Annotated in this window: 16 protein-coding genes; 10 read left to right on the top strand and 6 right to left on the bottom strand. The window is 68.1% G+C overall.

All coding sequences use genetic code 11. From position 1 onward, the window contains the following. The first annotated feature begins 277 nt into the window (after positions 1-277). From G332_RS0105655 to G332_RS0105635, 5 genes are all read left to right on the top strand, one after another. The gene (locus G332_RS0105655) at positions 278-2,482 is read left to right on the top strand and encodes a primosomal protein N' (protein ID WP_019626030.1); all 2,205 of its coding nucleotides are present in this window, start codon (positions 278-280) and stop codon (positions 2,480-2,482) included. Positions 2,483-2,568: 86 nt separating this feature from the next. Continuing rightward, positions 2,569-4,332, top strand: a complete 1,764-nt coding sequence (gene argS, locus G332_RS0105650) for an arginine--tRNA ligase (RefSeq protein ID WP_026340634.1) — start codon at positions 2,569-2,571, stop codon at positions 4,330-4,332. A 3-nt stretch (positions 4,333-4,335) separates the two neighbouring features. Beyond that, complete coding sequence (locus G332_RS0105645) at positions 4,336-4,920, top strand: SPOR domain-containing protein (protein WP_019626028.1); 585 nt, start codon at positions 4,336-4,338, stop codon at positions 4,918-4,920. 2 nt (positions 4,921-4,922) lie between these two features. Next, positions 4,923-8,849 carry an ATP-dependent RNA helicase HrpA gene (gene hrpA, locus G332_RS0105640; protein WP_019626027.1) on the top strand — a complete coding sequence of 1,309 codons (3,927 nt, stop codon included), beginning with the start codon at positions 4,923-4,925 and terminating at the stop codon, positions 8,847-8,849. A gap of 25 nt (positions 8,850-8,874) precedes the next feature. Then, a complete protein-coding gene (locus G332_RS0105635) occupies positions 8,875-10,131 on the top strand; it encodes an FAD-dependent oxidoreductase (RefSeq protein ID WP_019626026.1) in 1,257 nt (418 codons plus the stop codon). A gap of 195 nt (positions 10,132-10,326) precedes the next feature. On the opposite strand, the gene G332_RS0105630 is transcribed toward G332_RS0105635, so the two are convergent. The 3 genes from G332_RS0105630 to G332_RS0105620 are packed head-to-tail and all read right to left on the bottom strand — an operon-like array spanning position 10,327 to position 12,732. After that, on the bottom strand, positions 10,327-11,661 hold the full coding sequence (locus G332_RS0105630; RefSeq protein WP_026340633.1) for an ATP-binding protein: 1,335 nt from the start codon (positions 11,659-11,661) through the stop codon (positions 10,327-10,329). A 25-nt stretch (positions 11,662-11,686) separates the two neighbouring features. Further along, positions 11,687-12,403, bottom strand: coding sequence for a response regulator transcription factor (locus G332_RS0105625; RefSeq protein WP_019626024.1), 717 nt, complete (start codon positions 12,401-12,403; stop codon positions 11,687-11,689). Beyond that, the gene (locus G332_RS0105620; RefSeq protein ID WP_019626023.1) at positions 12,400-12,732 is read right to left on the bottom strand and encodes a hypothetical protein; all 333 of its coding nucleotides are present in this window, start codon (positions 12,730-12,732) and stop codon (positions 12,400-12,402) included. Before G332_RS0105620 ends, G332_RS0105625 begins: the two co-directional genes overlap by 4 nt. Positions 12,733-12,827: 95 nt before the next feature. Between G332_RS0105620 and G332_RS0105615 the strand changes: the two genes are divergently transcribed. Continuing rightward, complete coding sequence (locus tag G332_RS0105615; RefSeq protein ID WP_026340632.1) at positions 12,828-13,139, top strand: DUF2288 domain-containing protein; 312 nt, start codon at positions 12,828-12,830, stop codon at positions 13,137-13,139. Positions 13,140-13,150: 11 nt separating this feature from the next. Next, on the top strand, positions 13,151-13,552 hold the full coding sequence (locus G332_RS0105610; RefSeq protein ID WP_019626021.1) for a DUF3775 domain-containing protein: 402 nt from the start codon (positions 13,151-13,153) through the stop codon (positions 13,550-13,552). 63 nt (positions 13,553-13,615) lie between these two features. Here G332_RS0105610 and G332_RS0105605 read toward each other — a convergent pair whose 3' ends face one another. Next, on the bottom strand, positions 13,616-13,924 hold the full coding sequence (locus G332_RS0105605; protein ID WP_081619760.1) for a PilZ domain-containing protein: 309 nt from the start codon (positions 13,922-13,924) through the stop codon (positions 13,616-13,618). Positions 13,925-14,145: 221 nt separating this feature from the next. Here G332_RS0105605 and G332_RS0105600 point away from each other — a divergent pair, with 221 nt between their 5' ends. Both G332_RS0105600 and G332_RS0105595 read left to right on the top strand, forming a co-directional pair. Then, positions 14,146-14,457, top strand: a complete 312-nt coding sequence (locus G332_RS0105600; protein WP_019626019.1) for a c-type cytochrome — start codon at positions 14,146-14,148, stop codon at positions 14,455-14,457. Positions 14,458-14,476: 19 nt separating this feature from the next. Beyond that, complete coding sequence (locus G332_RS0105595) at positions 14,477-15,772, top strand: FCSD flavin-binding domain-containing protein (RefSeq protein ID WP_019626018.1); 1,296 nt, start codon at positions 14,477-14,479, stop codon at positions 15,770-15,772. 251 nt (positions 15,773-16,023) lie between these two features. Here the strand turns inward: G332_RS0105595 and G332_RS0105590 are convergent, their stop codons facing one another. After that, the gene (locus G332_RS0105590; RefSeq protein WP_019626017.1) at positions 16,024-16,224 is read right to left on the bottom strand and encodes a YdcH family protein; all 201 of its coding nucleotides are present in this window, start codon (positions 16,222-16,224) and stop codon (positions 16,024-16,026) included. Between the two features lie 138 nt (positions 16,225-16,362). Between G332_RS0105590 and G332_RS0105585 the strand changes: the two genes are divergently transcribed. Continuing rightward, complete coding sequence (locus G332_RS0105585; RefSeq protein WP_019626016.1) at positions 16,363-17,136, top strand: alpha/beta hydrolase; 774 nt, start codon at positions 16,363-16,365, stop codon at positions 17,134-17,136. Positions 17,137-17,207: 71 nt separating this feature from the next. Here the strand turns inward: G332_RS0105585 and G332_RS0105580 are convergent, their stop codons facing one another. After that, positions 17,208-17,948, bottom strand: a complete 741-nt coding sequence (locus G332_RS0105580; RefSeq protein ID WP_019626015.1) for a ferredoxin--NADP reductase — start codon at positions 17,946-17,948, stop codon at positions 17,208-17,210. Positions 17,949-18,066: the final 118 nt, after the last annotated feature.

Raw genomic sequence — 18,066 nt, 5'->3', positions numbered from 1 at the left:
TGCACGCATTCCATACAGACTACCCACAAGAAGCGCAACCGGGTCGGGGTTAGCAGCAACAACGCTTCCACCGTTTCACGAAAGAACCGTAACTTACTGTTTTTTAAAGCCACAAAAGAACATGGTCGTTTTTTGACCAATCCCGGCACTCCCCGCAGTTACAAACAGTTAGGGCCTGTTGGGGCGATTCACCCACAGACTTATCCACAGCTTTTGTGGATAACCAACAGCCCCCTAACCGGACCCTGTATTCAGCCCGAACCAGTAGACTGTGGACATGGCTGCCTCGCCCCGTATCGCCCGCATCGCCCTGGACCGTCCCCTCGATCGGCTGTTCGACTATCGCCTGCCCGAGGCGGCCACCCCACAGCCGGGCCAGCGCATCCGCGCCCCCTTCGGACGCGGCACAGCCATCGGCGTCGTGGTCGAACTGGCGGCCTCCAGCGAGGTCCCTCCCGGGCGGCTGCGCGCCCTTCAGGCGGTACTGGACGCCGAACCCCTGCTCGATGCGAGTCTGCTGGAACTGCTCCAGTTCGGTGCCCGCTACTACCATCACCCCCTCGGGGAGGCCCTGCTGGGGGCCCTGCCGCCGGCCCTGCGTCACGGCAATCCCCTGCCTGCCCTGGCCCCCGAGACCCTGTGGCGGCTCAGCCCCACCGGGCGCGATGCCCTCAACGACCACCGAGTCCGCGGACGGCGCCAGCGGGCGACCCTGCGCGCACTGGAACAGGCCGGCCCGGACGCGGCCCTGGATCGCGCCACCCTCGCCGCGGCGACCGGGCTGCGACTCGCCCCGCGGGAACTGCGGGGCCTGAAGGAACGGGGCTGGCTGGAGACAACCGCGCCCGACGCGGACCACCCTGTCGCACCGACCCCTGGCGAGCATGCACTGACCCCGGAGCAACAAGCCGCCGTGGCCGCACTGGACCCGACCCACCCGACGCCCCTGCTGCTTCAGGGCGTCACCGGAAGCGGCAAGACCGAGGTCTATCTGCAGATGGCGGAACGCGTACTGGCACGCCAGCGCCAGGTCCTGTTCCTGATCCCCGAAATCGCCCTGACGCCGCAGCTCAGCGCCCGCATCCAGCAACGCTTTCCCGGACAGGTCGCCCTGCTCCACTCGGGCCTGGCCGAGGGCGAACGCCTGCGCGCCTGGGAGGCCGCCCGCCGCGGCCTGCGCCGCATCGTGGTCGGGACCCGCTCGGCCCTGTTCACACCATTACCCGATCTCGGCCTGATCATCGTCGACGAGGAACACGACGCCGCCTTTAAACAACAGGACGGGTTCCGCTACAACGCCCGCGATCTCGCGATCAAGCGCGGCCACATCGAGGGGGCCGCCGTCGTGCTCGGGTCGGCCACCCCCACCCTGGAGACCCTGCATGCCGCGACCAGCGGGCGCTACGCCCTGGCGCGCCTGAAGAACCGTCCCGATGGCAGCCGCCCACCCCCCGTGGAGGCCATCGACACCCGCGTCCATCCAGCCGACGAAGGCCTGACCGCGCCGCTCCTGGACGCCATGCAGCAGACCCTTGACGCCGACCAGCAGTGCTTCCTGCTGCTGAACCGTCGCGGCTTTGCCCGAGTCCTGTCCTGCGATGCCTGCGGCTGGATCGCCGAGTGCCCCTCCTGTGATGCGCGGCTGACCATCCATGCCCACAACCCGCGCGCCGTGTGCCATCTCTGCGGGCATCAGGAGGCACGCCCCCGGCGCTGCCCCGAATGCGGCGAGGCCCTGGCCCAGCGCGGGCTCGGCACCCAGCGTCTGGAACAGGCCCTGGCGCGGCATTTCCCGACCACCCCGCTGATCCGGCTGGACCGCGACAGCATCCGCCACAAGGGCGCGCTGGAGGAGGCCCTGGAACGCATCCGGCAACTGGGCGCGGCCATCGTGGTCGGCACCCAGATGCTGGCCAAGGGCCACGACTTCCCGCAGGTCGGGCTGGTGGGAGTCATCGACGTAGATCAGGGCCTGTTTTCGGTCGACCTGCGCGCGACCGAGAACACCCTGCAGCTGATCGTACAGGCGGCGGGGCGTGCCGGGCGCGGCGCTGGAGGCGGCCGCGTGCTGTTGCAGACCGGCCATCCGGACCACCCCCTGATCCGCAGCCTTGACGCCGAGCACTACCCGGCGATGGTCGCCCCCCTGCTGGAAGAGCGCGCCGCCGCCGGAATGCCGCCGCATGGATACCTGGCCCTGGTCCGGGTGGACGCGGACACCGCCGAGCACGCCCGTCACCACGCCGAACGTGTGGCCGCCCACCTGCTGGCCGCCGCCACGGCTGACCTGCGCGTACTGGGTCCGGCCCCCGCCCCCCGACACCGCGTGAACCGGCGTTTCCGCGAACAGATCCTGCTGCAATCCGCCCACCGCGGACCCTTGCACACCGCCCTTGCCCGCGCACGTCAAGACTGGCAGGCGGACGAGCGGCCGCGCACCGTCCGCATCGCCATCGACATCGACCCCGTATCCCTCGCCTGAGAAAACGCCAAGGGACAAACCGAGGCGGCACACCCAGGCCTGACGGGTTAGAATGCGCCCCTTTTTACACGATGGACCGGACCCCCTTGAAAGAGACCCTCACCGAGGCCCTCGCGGCCGCTCTGGAGACCCTGGTGGCCGATGGCCGCGTACCCGCCGATCATGGTGTGGAGGTGCAGGTCACGCGTGCCCGCGACCGCGAGCACGGTGACTTCGCCAGCAACCTGGCGATGCAGCTGGCGCGCCCGGCGAAGACGAAACCGCGCGACCTGGCCGAGGCCCTCAGCGCCGCGATGCCCGCAGTGCCCGGCCTGGCCGCCACCGAGATCGCCGGCCCCGGCTTCATCAACTTCCGCCTGGCTGCGGATGCCCGCACCCGGGTACTGGGCCGCATTGCCACCCAGGGCGCCGACTTTGGCCGCTCCAGTGTCGGAAACGGCCGCCCGCTGCAGGTGGAGTTCGTCTCCGCCAACCCCACCGGCCCGCTGCATGTCGGCCACGGCCGCGGCGCGGCCTTCGGCGCCACCGTCGCCGACTTGCTGGATTTCTGCGGCTTCGACGTCACCCGCGAGTATTACGTAAACGACGCCGGGCGGCAGATGAACATCCTCGCCGCCAGCGTCTGGCTGCGTTATCTGGAACAGCACGGCGTGCAGGTCCCGTTCCCGGCCAACGGCTATCAGGGCGACTACATCTACCCGGTCGCCGAGGCCCTGACCGCGCAGATCGGCGAACAGGCCGTGCACCCGGCCGAGGCCGTCACCCGCGACCTCCCGCCGGACGAACCGGCCGGTGGCGACAAGGAGGTCTACATCGACGCGGTGATCGCCCGCGCCCGCGAGCTGCTGGGTCCGGAGCTTTACCGCACGGTATTCGACGGCGGCCTCAACGCGATCCTCGAAGACATCCGCGACGACCTGAGCGAATTCGGGGTCGAGTACCAGTGCTGGTTCTCCGAGCGCAGCCTGGCCGACGCTGGCGCAATCGACGCCGCGGTGCAGGACCTCGAGACCCGCGGCGCACTGTACGAGCAGGACGGGGCGCTGTGGTTCCGCTCCACCGACTACGGCGACGACAAGGACCGTGTGGTGCGCCGCGAGAACGGCGACTACACCTACTTCGCCTCCGACATCGCCTACCACCGCGAAAAATTCCAGCGCGGCTTCGAGCGCGTGATCAACATCTGGGGCGCCGACCATCACGGCTATGTCCCGCGCGTGCGCGCCGCGCTACAGGCCCTGGGCCTTGCGGCCGACCGCCTCGACGTGCTGCTGGTGCAGTTCGCGATCCTCTACCGCGGGGGCGAGCGCCTGCCGATGTCCACCCGTGCCGGGCAGTTCGTTACCCTGCGCGAGCTGCGCGACGAGGTCGGCTCGGATGCCGCACGCTTCTTCTATGTGCAGCGCCGCTGCGATCAGCACCTGGACTTCGACCTGGACCTGGCCAAGTCGCAGTCCAACGACAACCCGATGTACTACATCCAGTACGCCCATGCGCGTATCGCCAGCGTGCTGCGCACCGCCGCCGAGCGCGGCCATACCGCCGCTGCGCTGGACGACGCCGGGCTGTCCGCACGCCTGACCGAGCCGCAGGAAGACGACCTGCTGGACCGGCTCGACCGCTTCCCCGAGGTGATTGCAGCCGCCGCCGAGACCTGCGAACCGCATCAGATCGCCCAATACCTGCGCGAGCTGGCCGCCGGCTTTCATACCTATTACAACGCCGTGCCGTTCCTGAACGCGGAAGACACCGCCGTGATCAGTGCCCGCCTGGCGCTGCTGACCGGCGCCAGGCAGGTCCTGCATAACGGCCTGCGCCTGCTGGGCGTAACCGCCCCGGAACGGATGTAAACCATGGCCCAGGCGCGCAAGACCCGTCGCAAGTCCACCTCGGACAGCGCCTCGCGTCCGATCCCCGGCTGGGTATGGATGCTGATTGGCCTGTTGCTCGGGCTGGGGGTTGCCGCCGTCCTGTACCTGCAGGGGACCGACCGCTCACCCGATCTCGCCGCCCTGTTCGACGACCCCACGACCGAGACGACGGCCCCCGCCCCGGTCCCGGTAGAACGCGAGCGGGTGCCATCCGATGACGAACCGCGCTTTCGCTACTACGAGTTGCTGCCCCAGGACGAGATCCGCGTGCCGGAATCCGAGCGCGCGGCCCCCGCCCCCACCGTGCCACCGGCCACGTCACCCGACGCGGGCGAGCCGGTCGTCCTCCAGACCGGCTCGTTCCGCCGCTTCGAACAGGCCGACGAGATGCGGGCCCGCCTGACCCTGCTGGGCCTGTCCCCGAACGTGCGCGAGGTCGAGCTCCAGGGCGACACCTGGTATCGCGTCTATCTTGGGCCGTTCCGCGATGAGGACCGCGTGCGCCAGGCGCTGGAGCGCCTGCGTACGGAGAACATCGAGGCCCTGCGTCTGCGCCACCAGGGCTGACCGTGGAACCGGCCGCCGCACCGGATCTCGACGCCCTCGCCGCCCGCATCGAGGCGCTGCCCGCCGGCCCCGAACGCAAGGACCTCGCGGATCTGCTGCGCCGCGCCCGCCAGCGCCAGAAGCGCGGGCAGCCCTGCGACCGCATCGCGCGCAACCTGTCCAAACGTCTGGACCGCGCCGAAGGGGGCCTTGAAGAGCGCACCCGCCTGCGTCCGCAGCCCATCTACGCCGGCGACCTGCCGATCCACGCCGAGCGCGAGCGGATCGTCACTGCGATCCGCGAACATCCGGTGCTGATACTTTGCGGCGAGACTGGCTCCGGCAAGACCACCCAGCTGCCCAAGCTGTGCCTGGAGGCCGGGCGCGGCGAGACCGGGCTGATCGGCCACACCCAGCCGCGCCGCATCGCCGCGCGCTCGGTCGCCAGCCGCATCGCCGAGGAGCTCGGCACCTCGCTGGGGGGTGACAAGACCTCCACCGTGGGCTTCAAGGTGCGCTTCTCCGACCAGACCGGGCCCAACAACTGGATCCGGCTGATGACCGACGGCATGCTGCTGGCGGAGCTGGCCCATGACCCGGAACTGCGCGCCTACGACACCATCATCGTGGACGAGGCCCACGAGCGCAGCCTGAACATCGACTTCCTGATGGGCGTGCTCAAGCGCCTGTCGAAGAAACGCCCGGAACTGCGCATCATCATCACCTCCGCGACGCTGGACCCGGAGCGGCTGTCGGCGTTCTTCGACGACGCCCCGATCCTGACCGTGGCCGGGCGCACCTACCCGGTGGAGCTGCGCTACCGCCCGATCGAGCCGGAAGACGCGGCCGACGACGAGAACGCAGGCCGCGGCGAACGCGACCTGTTCGACGGCATCCGCGACGCCGTCGCCGAATGCGAGCGCGCCGGCCTCGGCGACATCCTGGTGTTCCTGCCCGGCGAGCGCGAGATCCGCGACGCCCACAAGGCCCTGCGCGGCCAGGTGCGCGCGGACACCGAGGTCCTGGCGCTGTACGCGCGCCTGTCCGCGCGCGAGCAGTCGCGGGTATTCCAGTCGCACGCCGGCCGGCGCATCGTGCTGGCCACCAACGTCGCCGAGACCGCGCTGACCGTCCCCGGCATCCGCTTCGTGATCGACTCGGGGCTGGCCCGCGTCTCGCGCTATTCCTGGCGCTCGCGGGTGCAGCGCCTGAGCCTGGAGCCGATATCGCAGGCCGCCTGCAACCAGCGTGCCGGGCGCTGCGGACGGCTCGGCCCCGGCATCTGCATCCGGCTGTTCGCGGAGGACGACTACCACCTGCGCCCGCCCTTCACCGACCCGGAGATCCAGCGCTCCAACCTCGCCTCGGTAATCCTGCAAATGGCCGCGCTGAAGCTCGGCCAGCCGCGCCAGTTCCCGTTCGTGGACCCGCCCGACCCGCGCCTGGTCAAGGACGGCTACCGCCTGCTGGAGGAGCTGGGTGCGGTGGATGCCCGCGGCCGCATCACCCCGCGCGGCCGCCAGCTGGCGCGCATGCCCATCGACCCGCGCCACGGCGCGATGCTGCTGGCCGGGGCCGACCACGGCTGCGTGACCGAGACCGCGACCATCGCCGCCTTCCTGTCGCTGCAGGACCCGCGCGAACGCCCGGCCGAGGCCACCCAGGCGGCGGATCAGGCCCATCGGGAGTTTCAGGTCGAGGGCTCCGACTTCATGGGCATGCTGCGGCTGTGGGAGGCCTGGCACACCGCGCGCGAGGACCTGGGATCGAATGCGCTGAAGCGCTGGTGCCGCGAGCACTTCCTGAATTTCCTGCGCATGCGCGAGTGGCAGGAGCTGCGCGTGCAGCTGCTGCGCCAGGCCCGCGAGATGGACCTGAAGCCGAACCACCAGCCCGCCGACGCCGAGCCCGTGCACCGCGCGCTGCTGACCGGGCTGGTCAGCCAGATCGGGCAGAAGACTGAGCGCGGCGACTACCTCGGCGCGCGCAACCGCCGCTTCCAGATCCATCCCGGATCGACCCTGGCGAAGAAGAAGCCGGCCTGGGTGATGAGCGCGGAGATCGCCGAGACCACCCGCGTCTACGCCCGCGACAACGCCCGCATCGAGCCCGACTGGATCCTGGCCGTGGCGCCGCATCTGCTCAAGCACCATATCTTCGAGCCGCACTTCCAGCGTCGCAGCGGGCGCGTCGGGGCCTTCGACCGCATCACCCTGTACGGCCTGGTCGTCGCCCCGAAAAAACCAGTGGACTTCGCCAGACACGACCCCGCCGAGGCCCGGCGCATCCTGATCCGCGAGGGCCTCGTCGGCGGCGAGCTGCGCACCCGCTCGAAGGGGGTGCAGGCCAACCGCGAGGCGGTGGCCGAGATCGCCGAGCAAGAGGCGCGCGGACGCCGGCGCGACCTGCTGGTAGAAGAGGATCGCCTGTTCGACTTCTATGACGCCCGCCTGCCCACAGAGACCACCGACGGCACGAGCTTCGAGACCTGGGCGCGCAAGACCGAGAAGCGGGACCCGGACGCCCTGCGGATCGACCGTGCGGAACTGCTGAACGAGCCGGACACCACACTCCCGCAAGGGGCCTATCCCGACCACCTGGAGCTCGAGGGCCTGCGCCTGCCGCTGGCCTACCGCTTCGAGCCCGGCCAGCCGGACGACGGCGTGACCGTGACCATCCCGATCGCCGCGCTGAACGCGGTGCCCGACTGGCTGGGCGACTGGCTGGTGCCGGGGCTGCTGGAGGAGCGCGTGACGGCCCTGTTGAAGAGCCTGCCCAAGAGTCTGCGCCGCCAGTTCGTGCCCGCACCGGACTTCGCGCAGGCGGCACTGGCACGCATCGAGCACCGTCAGGGCCCGCTGATTCCGGCGCTGGCCGAGGCCCTGCGCGCGATGACCGGCACCGAGACTCCGCTGGAGGCCTGGCGGCCGGAGAACCTGGAGCCGCACCTGGTGATGCGCTTCCGCATCCTCGACCCGGAAGGCAACGAGCAGGCCAGCGGCCGCGACCTGGCCGCGCTGAAACGCCGGCTGGGCGACAGCGCCGAGGCCCACTTCGACGCCAGCCGCCCGGACGAGATCACCCGCGAGGGCATCACCGAGTGGGACTTCGGCGCGCTGCCGGAGAGTGTCGAGTTCGACCACCAGGGGGCGCAGCTGCGCGCCTTCCCGATCCTGGTCGATCGCGGCGACGCCGTCTCGCTGGAGCTGGAACCGGACCCGGCGCGGGCCGCGCGCGCCCACCGCGCGGGCCTGCGCCGGCTGTTCCTGCTGGGCGCGCGCAAGACCGCGCGCGACCTGCGCCGCCAGCTCCCGGAGATCGAACGCGCCTGCCTGAACTACTCGACGCTGGGCAGCTGCGAGGTCCTGCGCGACCAGATCCTGGAAGCCGCGGCCGACCGCGTGTTCCTGGCCGAGCCGTGGCCACGCGACGCCGAGGCCTTTGGAGAGCGCCTGGAGGCCCGCCTGCCCGAATTCTCGCCCACGGTGATGGAGCTTTCGCGCCTGGCCGCCGAGATCCTGCGCCACTGGCACGACCTGCGCACCCGGCTGCAGGGGGATCTGCCGCTGTCCTGGATCGAAGCTGCGCGCGACATCCGCGGACAACTCGAGGCCCTGGTCCCGGCGGATTTCCTGCTGCGCACCCCGCACGACACGCTGCCCGAGCTGCCACGCTACCTGCAGGCGATCGACAAGCGCCTGGAACGCCTGACCCAGGCACCGGACAAGGACCGCGCCCGGCGCGTGGCCGTGGAACCGCTGTGGCAGCAGGCACAGGAGCTGATCGCGCGCGCGCCGGACCACCCGGATGTGCTCGCCTTTCGCTACCGCATCGAGGAGTTTCGCGTCTCGCAGTTCGCCCAGGAACTGGGCACCCGCGAGAAGGTGTCGCCGAAGCGGCTGGAACGCGAATACGCGGACGTGATCCAACGACTGGCAAGCGGTACATGAGCGTTCTTGATAAGGGAAGCAACGGATGCGCGTAGTCGTGATCGGGGCCGGTGTGATCGGCGTGACCACCGCCTGGTACCTGCAGGAGGCCGGGGCCGAGGTCGTGCTGGTGGATGCCGGCCCCGCCCCCGCCACCGGCTCCAGCCACGCCAACGGCGGGATGCTGCATGCGAGCCACGCCGAACCCTGGAACACCCCCGGCGTCGGGCTGGACCTGCTGCGCTTTCTCGGCCGCACGGAGTCGCCGCTGCTGCTGCGCCCGCGCGCCCTGCCGGGGCTGGCCGGGTGGGGCCTGCGTTTTCTCTGGAACAGCCGCCGTTCGCTGTTCGAGCAGCACACCCGCCTGAATGCCCGCCTGGCCGCGTTCTCGCTCCGGGAGATCGACCGCCTGCAGCGGGAACTGGCAAGCGCGGGGCTGGACTTCGACTTTCGCCGCTGCGGCATCCTGAAGCTGTTCCAGGACCCGGCCAGCCAGGCCCACAATCGCGCCGCCAGCGAGGCGATGCGTAATGAGGACGTGCGCTTCGAGGACTGGGACGTGGAGCGGATCATCGCGGAGGAGCCGGCCCTGGCGCCGGTGCGCGACCGCCTGTGCGGCGGGCTGTTCTTCCCCGGGGATGCGATCGGTGACGCCGCCCGCTTCACCGAGCAGCTGCTCGCAATCGGCCAGCGCCGGGGCATCCGGTATTACCCGAATGTCGCGGTTCGACACCTGCGCACCCACCGCGACCGGATCGACGCGGTGGAGACCTCCGAAGGGCCGATCGCAGCGCAGGCCTGTGTGGTGGCCAACGGCTACCATGCCCCGGACCTGCTGCGCCCGCTGGGGCTGCACCTGCCCGTCGCCCCGGTAAAGGGCTACTCGCTGACCTTGCCGATGGACGCCGACTGCCGGCTGAATCTGCCGCTGATCGATGACGCCAACAAGGTGGTGATGACCCCGCTGGGAGAGCGCCTGCGCCTGGCCGGCACCGCCGAGTTCGCCGGCCGCGACCGGCATCTGAATGCCGAGCGCGCGGGCAATGTGCTCGACCAGTGCCGGCGCACCCTGACGGGCCTGCCCGCGAGGTTCAACCCGGAGACGATGGCGCCCTGGACCGGACTGCGCCCGATGAGCGCCCGCGGTACGCCCATCCTCGGTCCCACCGACGTCGCGGGCCTGCATCTGAACACCGGGGCCGGGCACCTCGGGTGGACCTTTGCCTGCGGGGCAGCGGCACTGGTCTGCACGGGGGTACTGGGCGAATCGCCGTCTCTGCCCATGGAAGGCCTGAGGCTCTGATCCGCCCTGAAGCCTGTCGGGCTTGGGACTGATATGCCGCACGCAGGAGAGTGGCCCCTTTTTCCGCTCGCTCCCACGACGCTCGCGACGACCGCCCAAACCCGACAGGCTTCTGGAGCGATGCACTGCGCTCAACGCATCGCCTGATTCGCAACAAGCATCAGCCAGGCTCAAGGCCGTGCGGGCCCGCTCCGTTTACGACGCCGGGAAGACCATGCGGATGCGGGCGCCGTACAGCTCTGGCGCCTGCTCGATGAACAGCCTGCCGCCGTGGTCGGTCACCAGGGTGTGAATAATACTGAGCCCGAGCCCCTGCCCGTTCCCGCCTTCGCCAGCGGACCCGGTACGGGTATCCGCACGCTGACCACGTTCCAGTACCCGGGCTCGATCGGCCGGAGGGATGCCCGGGCCGTCGTCGTCGATGATCAGCCTCACCTCCCCCGACTGACAACGGGTGGTAATCCGCACCCGGGTGGTCGCATGTCGAATCGCATTATCCAGGGTATTACCCAGCAACTCGAAGATGGCACCGCTGTCCATGCGCAGGCTGCAGTCCGCGGCCAGGTCGGTCTCCAATGTCACACCCTCCTGCGCCGCCAGTCGCCCCAGGGCCTGCCCCGTGCGCTCGATGATCGGTGCCAGCAGTTCGCGCGCCTGAAACGGCGCCGGCCCCAGCCGCTGCGCCTGGTTCAGCTGGTGCTGGACGATCCCCTGCAACCGGTCCACCTGGCGCTGCATGTCGTCGCTGTCCGGGTGCGCACTCTCGAGGTTCAGGCGCAGCGCGGCGATGGGTGTCTTCAGACTGTGAGCCAGATCCGCCAGGGCGTTCTGCTGACGCGTGAGCCGCGCGCGCTCGAATTCGACCAGGTCGTTGATGCTGCCCGTCAGCGAGCGAACCTCCGTGGGATAATTGCCCTCCAGCCGCGCGTGATCACCATGGCGCAGGGCATCCAGATCGCGCCGCACCTGGCGCAAGGGCCGCAGCCCCCAGAACCACAGCGCCAGGGACAATACCAGGATCATCGAAACGGACATAGTCATCAGCCCCTGCCACAGACTGATGCGATACTGTTCCACCTGCTCGGTAAAGGCCGCGCGGTCCTCCAGCATCTGGAAGGTCAGCCCCACCTGCGTGCCCTCCAGCTCCCATTGCACGGGCAGGCTGAAACTGAAGTACTCGTCCTCCGACCAGCTGCTCAGCGACACCCCGACCGCCGAGGGCGACCGCCAGAGGGTCTGCCCGTCGGCCCCCAGGATGCGCGCGTACAGCCCACTGACCGGCAGTTGCAGCCGACTTTCCGGCAGCATCTCGGGAACGCGCACGTCCGCCGGTCCGATCACCTCGGCCAGCCCCATCAGCAACAGGACCTGCGCCTCCAGGCGGGTTTCCACGGCATCCGCGGCGTTGTCGCGGAAGGCGGCCTCCAGCATCCAGGCCGTCAGGAACGAAAAGATCAGTACGGTGACCGCGGTGACCGCGGCCAGGCGCAGGATCAGGCCACCCCGCAGCTTGCGCAGCCAGGCGTTCATGGCCACCGCGCGGCCACGCGGCGAATCATCCGGATGCCGTCCCCCCGCCATCCGGCGCGGCGTCAGGTGCACGCGCGAAACGGTAGCCACGACCACGCAAGGTCTCGATCAGCCCCAGGCTGCCATCGGCATCCAGCTTGCGCCGCAAGCGGCCAATCAGGACCTCGATGACATTGGATTCGCGGTCCTCGTCATGCTCGTAGAGGGAGTCCGCCAGCACCTCCTTGCTGAGCACGCGGCCCTGCTGACGCACCAGTGTCAATAACAGGCGATACTCGAAGGTGGTCAGGCTTACCGGCTCGCCATGCAGCCAGACATCATCGCCAGCGGTATCGATGACCAGGGGCCCGAACTGCAAGCGCTCCTGGCCCGACTGCAGGCTGCGCCGCACCAGGGCACGCAGACGTGCCACCAGCTCCTGGATATGGAACGGCTTGGCCAGATAGTCGTCGCCCCCGGCCTCCAGACCCTCGACCTTGTCCTGCCAGCGATCGCGCGCGGTCAGGATCAGGATCGGCAACCGTGGCCGGGACTCGCGGGCCTTGCGGATCACGTCCAGCCCGTCCATGCCGGGCAACCCGAGATCCACCACCGCGATATCGCAATGGTACTCGGTCAGCAGGTACAGGCCGGTCTCGCCATCCGATGCCGTGTCCACGCGACAGCCACTGCGCTCCAGTTCCTCGGCGATCTGGTTACGCAGGGCGACGTCGTCCTCGATCAAGATCACGCGCAGGTTCATTGCGGCAGCTCCACCGCAGTACCTTCCTTGATGCGAAGGGTACGCACCTGCTGGTCGGTAGTCAGGATGCGGATGACGAACAGGCGCGCGCCGTACGGGTTGACGTCCTCGCGCGCCTGGAGCACCCGCCCGGAGTAGCGCGCCTCGACCTGGGCGACGGCCTCGTCGAGATCCCAGACCGCGGCGTCCGAGTCATCGGTCATGACCTGACCCCGGGCCGGCAGCACCAGGCCCAGCAACACCACCAGCACCAGCAGCGAGCGCACGACCAGGGGCCGGGCAAGGGCCCGCCTGCCGCATCCGAACTGCTGGTCCGGTGTCGGTCGCATATCGGTTCGTCTCCGGGAATCGTGGCTGAAAAAATCTTGCAGATGCAAGGGTATCCGCCTAGCCTGAACCGTATATGAAACCGAAGGAAACCATCATGCACGACGCCTCTGCCGAACAACCCGCCATCCCGCTGGAGGAAGAAGCCGGCCCGCTGCCCTGGAAGGAACTGATGCCGCATTTTGCCCGCGGCGTGGTGATCCGCGTGGCACCGGAGCTGGACTTGATCGAAGTGGCCCGCGCCTTTCGCGACGATGCGACCCACCAGGTCAGCGAATGGCTGGCGAACGACCAGGTGGCCCGGGCCTCGGATGACGACGCCCGACGCTGGGCCGCGAACGATCCGGTCTTCACCGCCATCGTGGCCGCGCCCTGGGTCCTCGCCCAGGAACGCACCCGCTCTCACTAGTCGCCGCGACGATGTCGGCCTCCCTCGGCATTAACGCCAACACCATGGAGCGGCTGCTCCAGGCCGCGCGCGAGTTCCACGCCAAGGAAGACGTGGTCTTCCCGGACACAAGCGCCGAGGGCAATGACGATGACTGGGCGATGCAGATCCTGGCCGACCACGCCAGCGACCTGACCCTGCAGGAGCTGGAAGCCACCCTGCGCAACCTCGCCCCCGAACACCAGGCGGAACTGCAGGCGCTGAGCGCGATCGGCCGCGGTGACTACACCCAGGACAACTGGGACGCAGCACTGCAGGAGGCGCGCGAGGACTGGAGCGAGGACACCGTGCACGGCTTGCTCACCAATCCGATGATCGCCGACGAATGGGCAGCGGGGCTGGAACTGATGGAACGCGAGGACCACGCGGATTGAGGCGCATCTCCGCATCGGTACCCTGCGTGCTCGCAGGATGCCGACGCGCGATTGGACACCGGTTTATTCCAGTTCTTCGGGGTCAAAACGCACGGCGATACCGCCCTCCATCACCCGCACGACCCGGGCCTTGACCCGCGGCGCTGCACCGCCATCCCCGAGCATCCCGAAGACCTGCAGCATCAGCTCGTCGTCCGAAGCAAGCTTCATCAGGCGCCCGACACAGGCGTCGTCCGGATCGTCCCATTGCAGGAAGGCACCACCACCGGAGATGTCGTTAGTGGTCAGGGTGACCTGGTCTCCGTCCTCCATTTCGCACACGACCTCGACGGCCATCGGAACCCGTGGATGCCGCCGCCGCTCCCCGTTCATGCCCCCTCCTGATCACAAATGCCTTTTAGATGCATCGAAAAGACCGCTTGTATGTGCTATACGAGTGCCATGATCGATCCTTTAGACGATCAGGCGCAACTACCGGGCTCGAACCCGGTGGCGCAACGACAACCCGGTATTTCACACCGGGCCAGAGGATGAAGGCAGTACTCCACAGCTGTCACTTTTCAAAGTCACTTCGAACGGAGGAGTCCGATTCAATGAAGAAATCGTATTTGTACCTGGCGGGACTCGTGGCCTCGCTCGCGATGGCAGGCACTGCCACGCAAGCCGTCGCCGACGACGAAATCACGCGTGGCCAGCTGATGGCCTCTTCCTGCAAGGCCTGCCATAACGCAGCCGGGGCCCAGCAGGGCGTAACCGAACTGAGTCATTTCCCCGCTGAGATCATCGCCAGTCAGATGAGGGCATTCCGCGACGGTGACCGTGCTGCGACGATCATGGATCGTCACGCCAAGGGCTACACCGACGAAGAAATCGACGCCATGGCCGCCTACTTCGGCCGCTTCTGAATCTGGGGGGAACGACAACATGCATGATTTTTCGCGACGTAATTTTCTCAAGGTCGCCGGTATCACCGGTGCCGCGGCCTTCACCGGCATTGGCTGTGCAGCCAACGGCGTACAGGGGGCCGACAAGGCTCACATCGTGGTGGTTGGCGGCGGATCCGGCGGGGCCACCGCAGCCAAATACATCAAGCAGTTCTCGCCCGCCACTCGCGTGACGCTGATTGAGCCGAACGCCACCTACCACACCTGCTACGGCAGTAACTGGGTGATCGGCGGCTTTGCCAGCATGGGTGATATCGCCCAGGGTTACGACACCCTGCGTGACGACCACGGCATCGAGATCGTTCAGGACCGCGTGACAGCAGTGGATGCCGCTGCCCGCAGTGTGCGCCTGGCCGGCGGCGACAGCATGAGTTACGACAAGCTGGTGATGTCCCCGGGCATCGATTTCCGCTACGACGCCATGCCCGGCATCTCGGAAGCCGACGCCGATCGCATCCCGCACGCCTGGAAGGCCGGTGCACAGACCGAACTGCTGCGCTCGCAACTGCGCGACATGCCGAACGGCGGCGTATTCGTGATGGTCGCCCCGCCGAACCCGTTCCGCTGCCCGCCGGGGCCGTATGAGCGGGTGTCGCTGGTTGCGCACTACTTCAAGCAGGAGAAGCCGCGCTCCAAGATCATCATCCTGGACCCGAAGGATGCCTTCTCCAAGCAGGGCCTGTTCGAGGAAGGCTGGGCCGAGCACTACGGCGACATGATCGAATGGCGTGCCGGTTCCGAAGGCGGCCGCGCCGAAGAAATCGACGTCGACAACATGACCGTCATGGCCGACAGCGGCTTCGAACGCGTCCGCGCCGACGTGCTGAACTTCATCCCCGCCCAGCGCGCCGGTCAAATCGCCCACGACGTGGGGCTGACCAACGACGCAGGCTGGGTCCCGGTGGATCAGCTCACCTTCAAGTCGGAGATGGACGACAACATCTACGTCCTCGGGGATGCCAGCGTGGCCGGGGCCATGCCCAAGTCCGGCCATTCGGCCAACAACCAGGGCAAGATCGTCGCCGCCGCGATCGTGCGCGAGCTCTCCGGTCAGGAGCCCATCAACCCCTCCTCCGCCAACACCTGCTACAGCCTGGTCACACCGGAATACGCCATCAGCGTGGCCGCGGTGTACCAGTACCAGGATGGCGCCATGAGCGGTGTCGACGGTGCAGGGGGCGTCAGCCCGATGGGTGCGAGCTCCAGCGTTCGTCGCCGTGAGGCAGGGTACACCCGCGCCTGGTACGACGGCATCACCCACGACATCTGGGGCTAACGCCCAGAAGTTCCATTACGGAACACACTTGAACGGCGCCTCCGGGCGCCGTTTTTTTTTGCTCGCGACGAGTCACACGAAGGCGCGAAGAAGGTCCAGGTCAAGAGCGATTGACAGGAAGGCTGGGAAAGCGGGAAGAACAACCGCTGTTTCTGTCAGGTGGCCCTGCCTTTCTTCGTGTCTTCCACGCCTGCTATCAGGCGCTTTGCTCTCATGCGTCTCCCCGTCCGCTGCGTGGTGGACGCCTGCGATCAGGCGTTGAGGTCAGGGATCAGCCGGCTGCGCAAACGCTGGATGGCGTCCTTCAGTTGCAACTTGCGCTTTTTCAGACGCTGGATGGCGAACAGATCCGGGGAGGACTGTTCATGCATCGCACCAATGGCCGCATCCAGGGCCCGATGTTCGGCCTCCAGCTCGGCCAGGCGCGCACGAATCTGACTGTCGGTTTCCAAGTCGCCCCCTCTGCTCTGCCGTGACCATATGGTTGTGATCTCGCGAGGCGACTCACTTGGCCATCTGGATGCGCAAACCCGTATGATCGCAGACCGTCCCCCGCGGGACCATAGGAAACCCAACCCGGAGCCTGGCCGATGTCCACCCAGACCACAGCGCTGAACATCAAGACCCCGCGCGGGGTACGCCTCGGCGGCATCCTGGTTGCGCCCGACACGGTCGATGCCATCCGCGGCCAGGCCTGTATCGCCCATTGCTTCGCCTGTTCCAAGGACTTCCCCGCAACGGTCCGGCTGGCGCGCGCACTGGCCGCAGAAGGCATCGCCACCCTGCGCTTCGACTTCATGGGACTGGGCGACTCGGACGGTGAATTCCGTGACAGCACCCTGGACACCTATTGCGAGGACCTGCACTCCGCCCTCGAGGCCCTGGAGACGTACACCGGACGCCACACCAACCTGCTGATCGGCCACAGCTTCGGCGGCGCCATGGCCATCTACGTAGGGGCACAACGAAAATCCCTCGACGGCATCGTCACCATCGCCGCCCCGAGCCGGCCCGGGCACGTGGCACACCTGTTCGGGGATGCCGCGGACACAATCCGCAACGAAGGCTCCGCCCGTATCCATATCGGAGGGCGCCCGGTCGAAATCGGCCGCGCCTTCATCGAATCCATCGCGGAACCCACGCTGGATACGGCACTGGAGACGCTGGAACGCCCCCTGCTGCTGTTGCACGCGCCCGGGGATACCGTGGTGAGCGTCGATCACGCCCGCAAGATCTTTCAGCAGGCCCGGCACCCGAAAAGCTTCGTCGCCCTGCATCAGACCGACCACCTGCTCTCGCGCCCGGAACACACCCGCTACGTCGGCGGCCTGATCCGCGCCTGGTCCGCAAACCTGCTGGACTAGAAGCCTGACGCCAAAGCCCCCGCGGGGGCCTGCTCGCAGGGGCAGCTCCTGCCCAAAGCCGGAGCCGGGCCCTACCAGTAGTTTTCGGTGGTGATATGACCGGGCTTGCGCCTGCGGTTCTTCGCGAGCCCGCGTTCCTTCAGGATCGCAGTGGTGTCCTGCACCATCGCGGGGTTGCCGCACAGCATCACCTGCGAGTGCTCGGGCGTGATCTTCAGGCCCGCGTGATGTTCCAGGCGCCCCTCCGCGATGGCCGCCGGGACCCGGCCTTCCAGCCCCCCGGCGAACGGCTCCCGACTGACAAACGGGATGTACTGGAACTGCTGCGGGGCACGCTCCTGAAACTGCCGGAGCGTGTCCTGGTAGGTCAGCTCCTCCGCCTGGCGGACCGCATGGATCAGACGGATGTTCTGGAACCGCTCCCAGGGGGCATCCGTCTTCAGTATCGACAGAAACGGCCCCAGTGCCGTCCCGGTGGAGAGCAGCCAGAGATCGCGGCTGTCCGGTAATTCGTCCAGCGTGAAGAAGCCCGTGGCGCGCGGCATCACCTCCACCGTGTCGCCTGGCTCCAGCGCGGCCAGGCGATTGGAAAGCGGCCCGTCCGGCACCGTGATCAGGTAAAAATCCAGCGGTCGCTCGTCCGGCGCATTCACGTAGGAATACGGCCGCCCCACCATCTCGCCGTCGATCTCCAGGCGCAGGCGATTGAACTGTCCCGCCTTGAACGGCTCGACCTCCGCATCCACGCGCAGCGAGAACAAACGTTCCGTCCACTGCTTGCGCTCCTGTACGACACCGGTTACCCAGCCCATGTTATTCCTTACTCCGTTACTCGGGTATTATGCGCAAGAGTGCTGGCGCGGCCGGAAGGTTTCAAGCACCCCCGGCCGGCACCGTATAATTCACCCAAATTCGACCAATGGAGCAGTC

It is taken from the genome of Thioalkalivibrio sp. ALJT (assembly GCF_000381825.1).
GTDB lineage: Bacteria > Pseudomonadota > Gammaproteobacteria > Ectothiorhodospirales > Ectothiorhodospiraceae > Thioalkalivibrio.
This window is presented reverse-complemented; position numbering and strand designations above follow the sequence as displayed.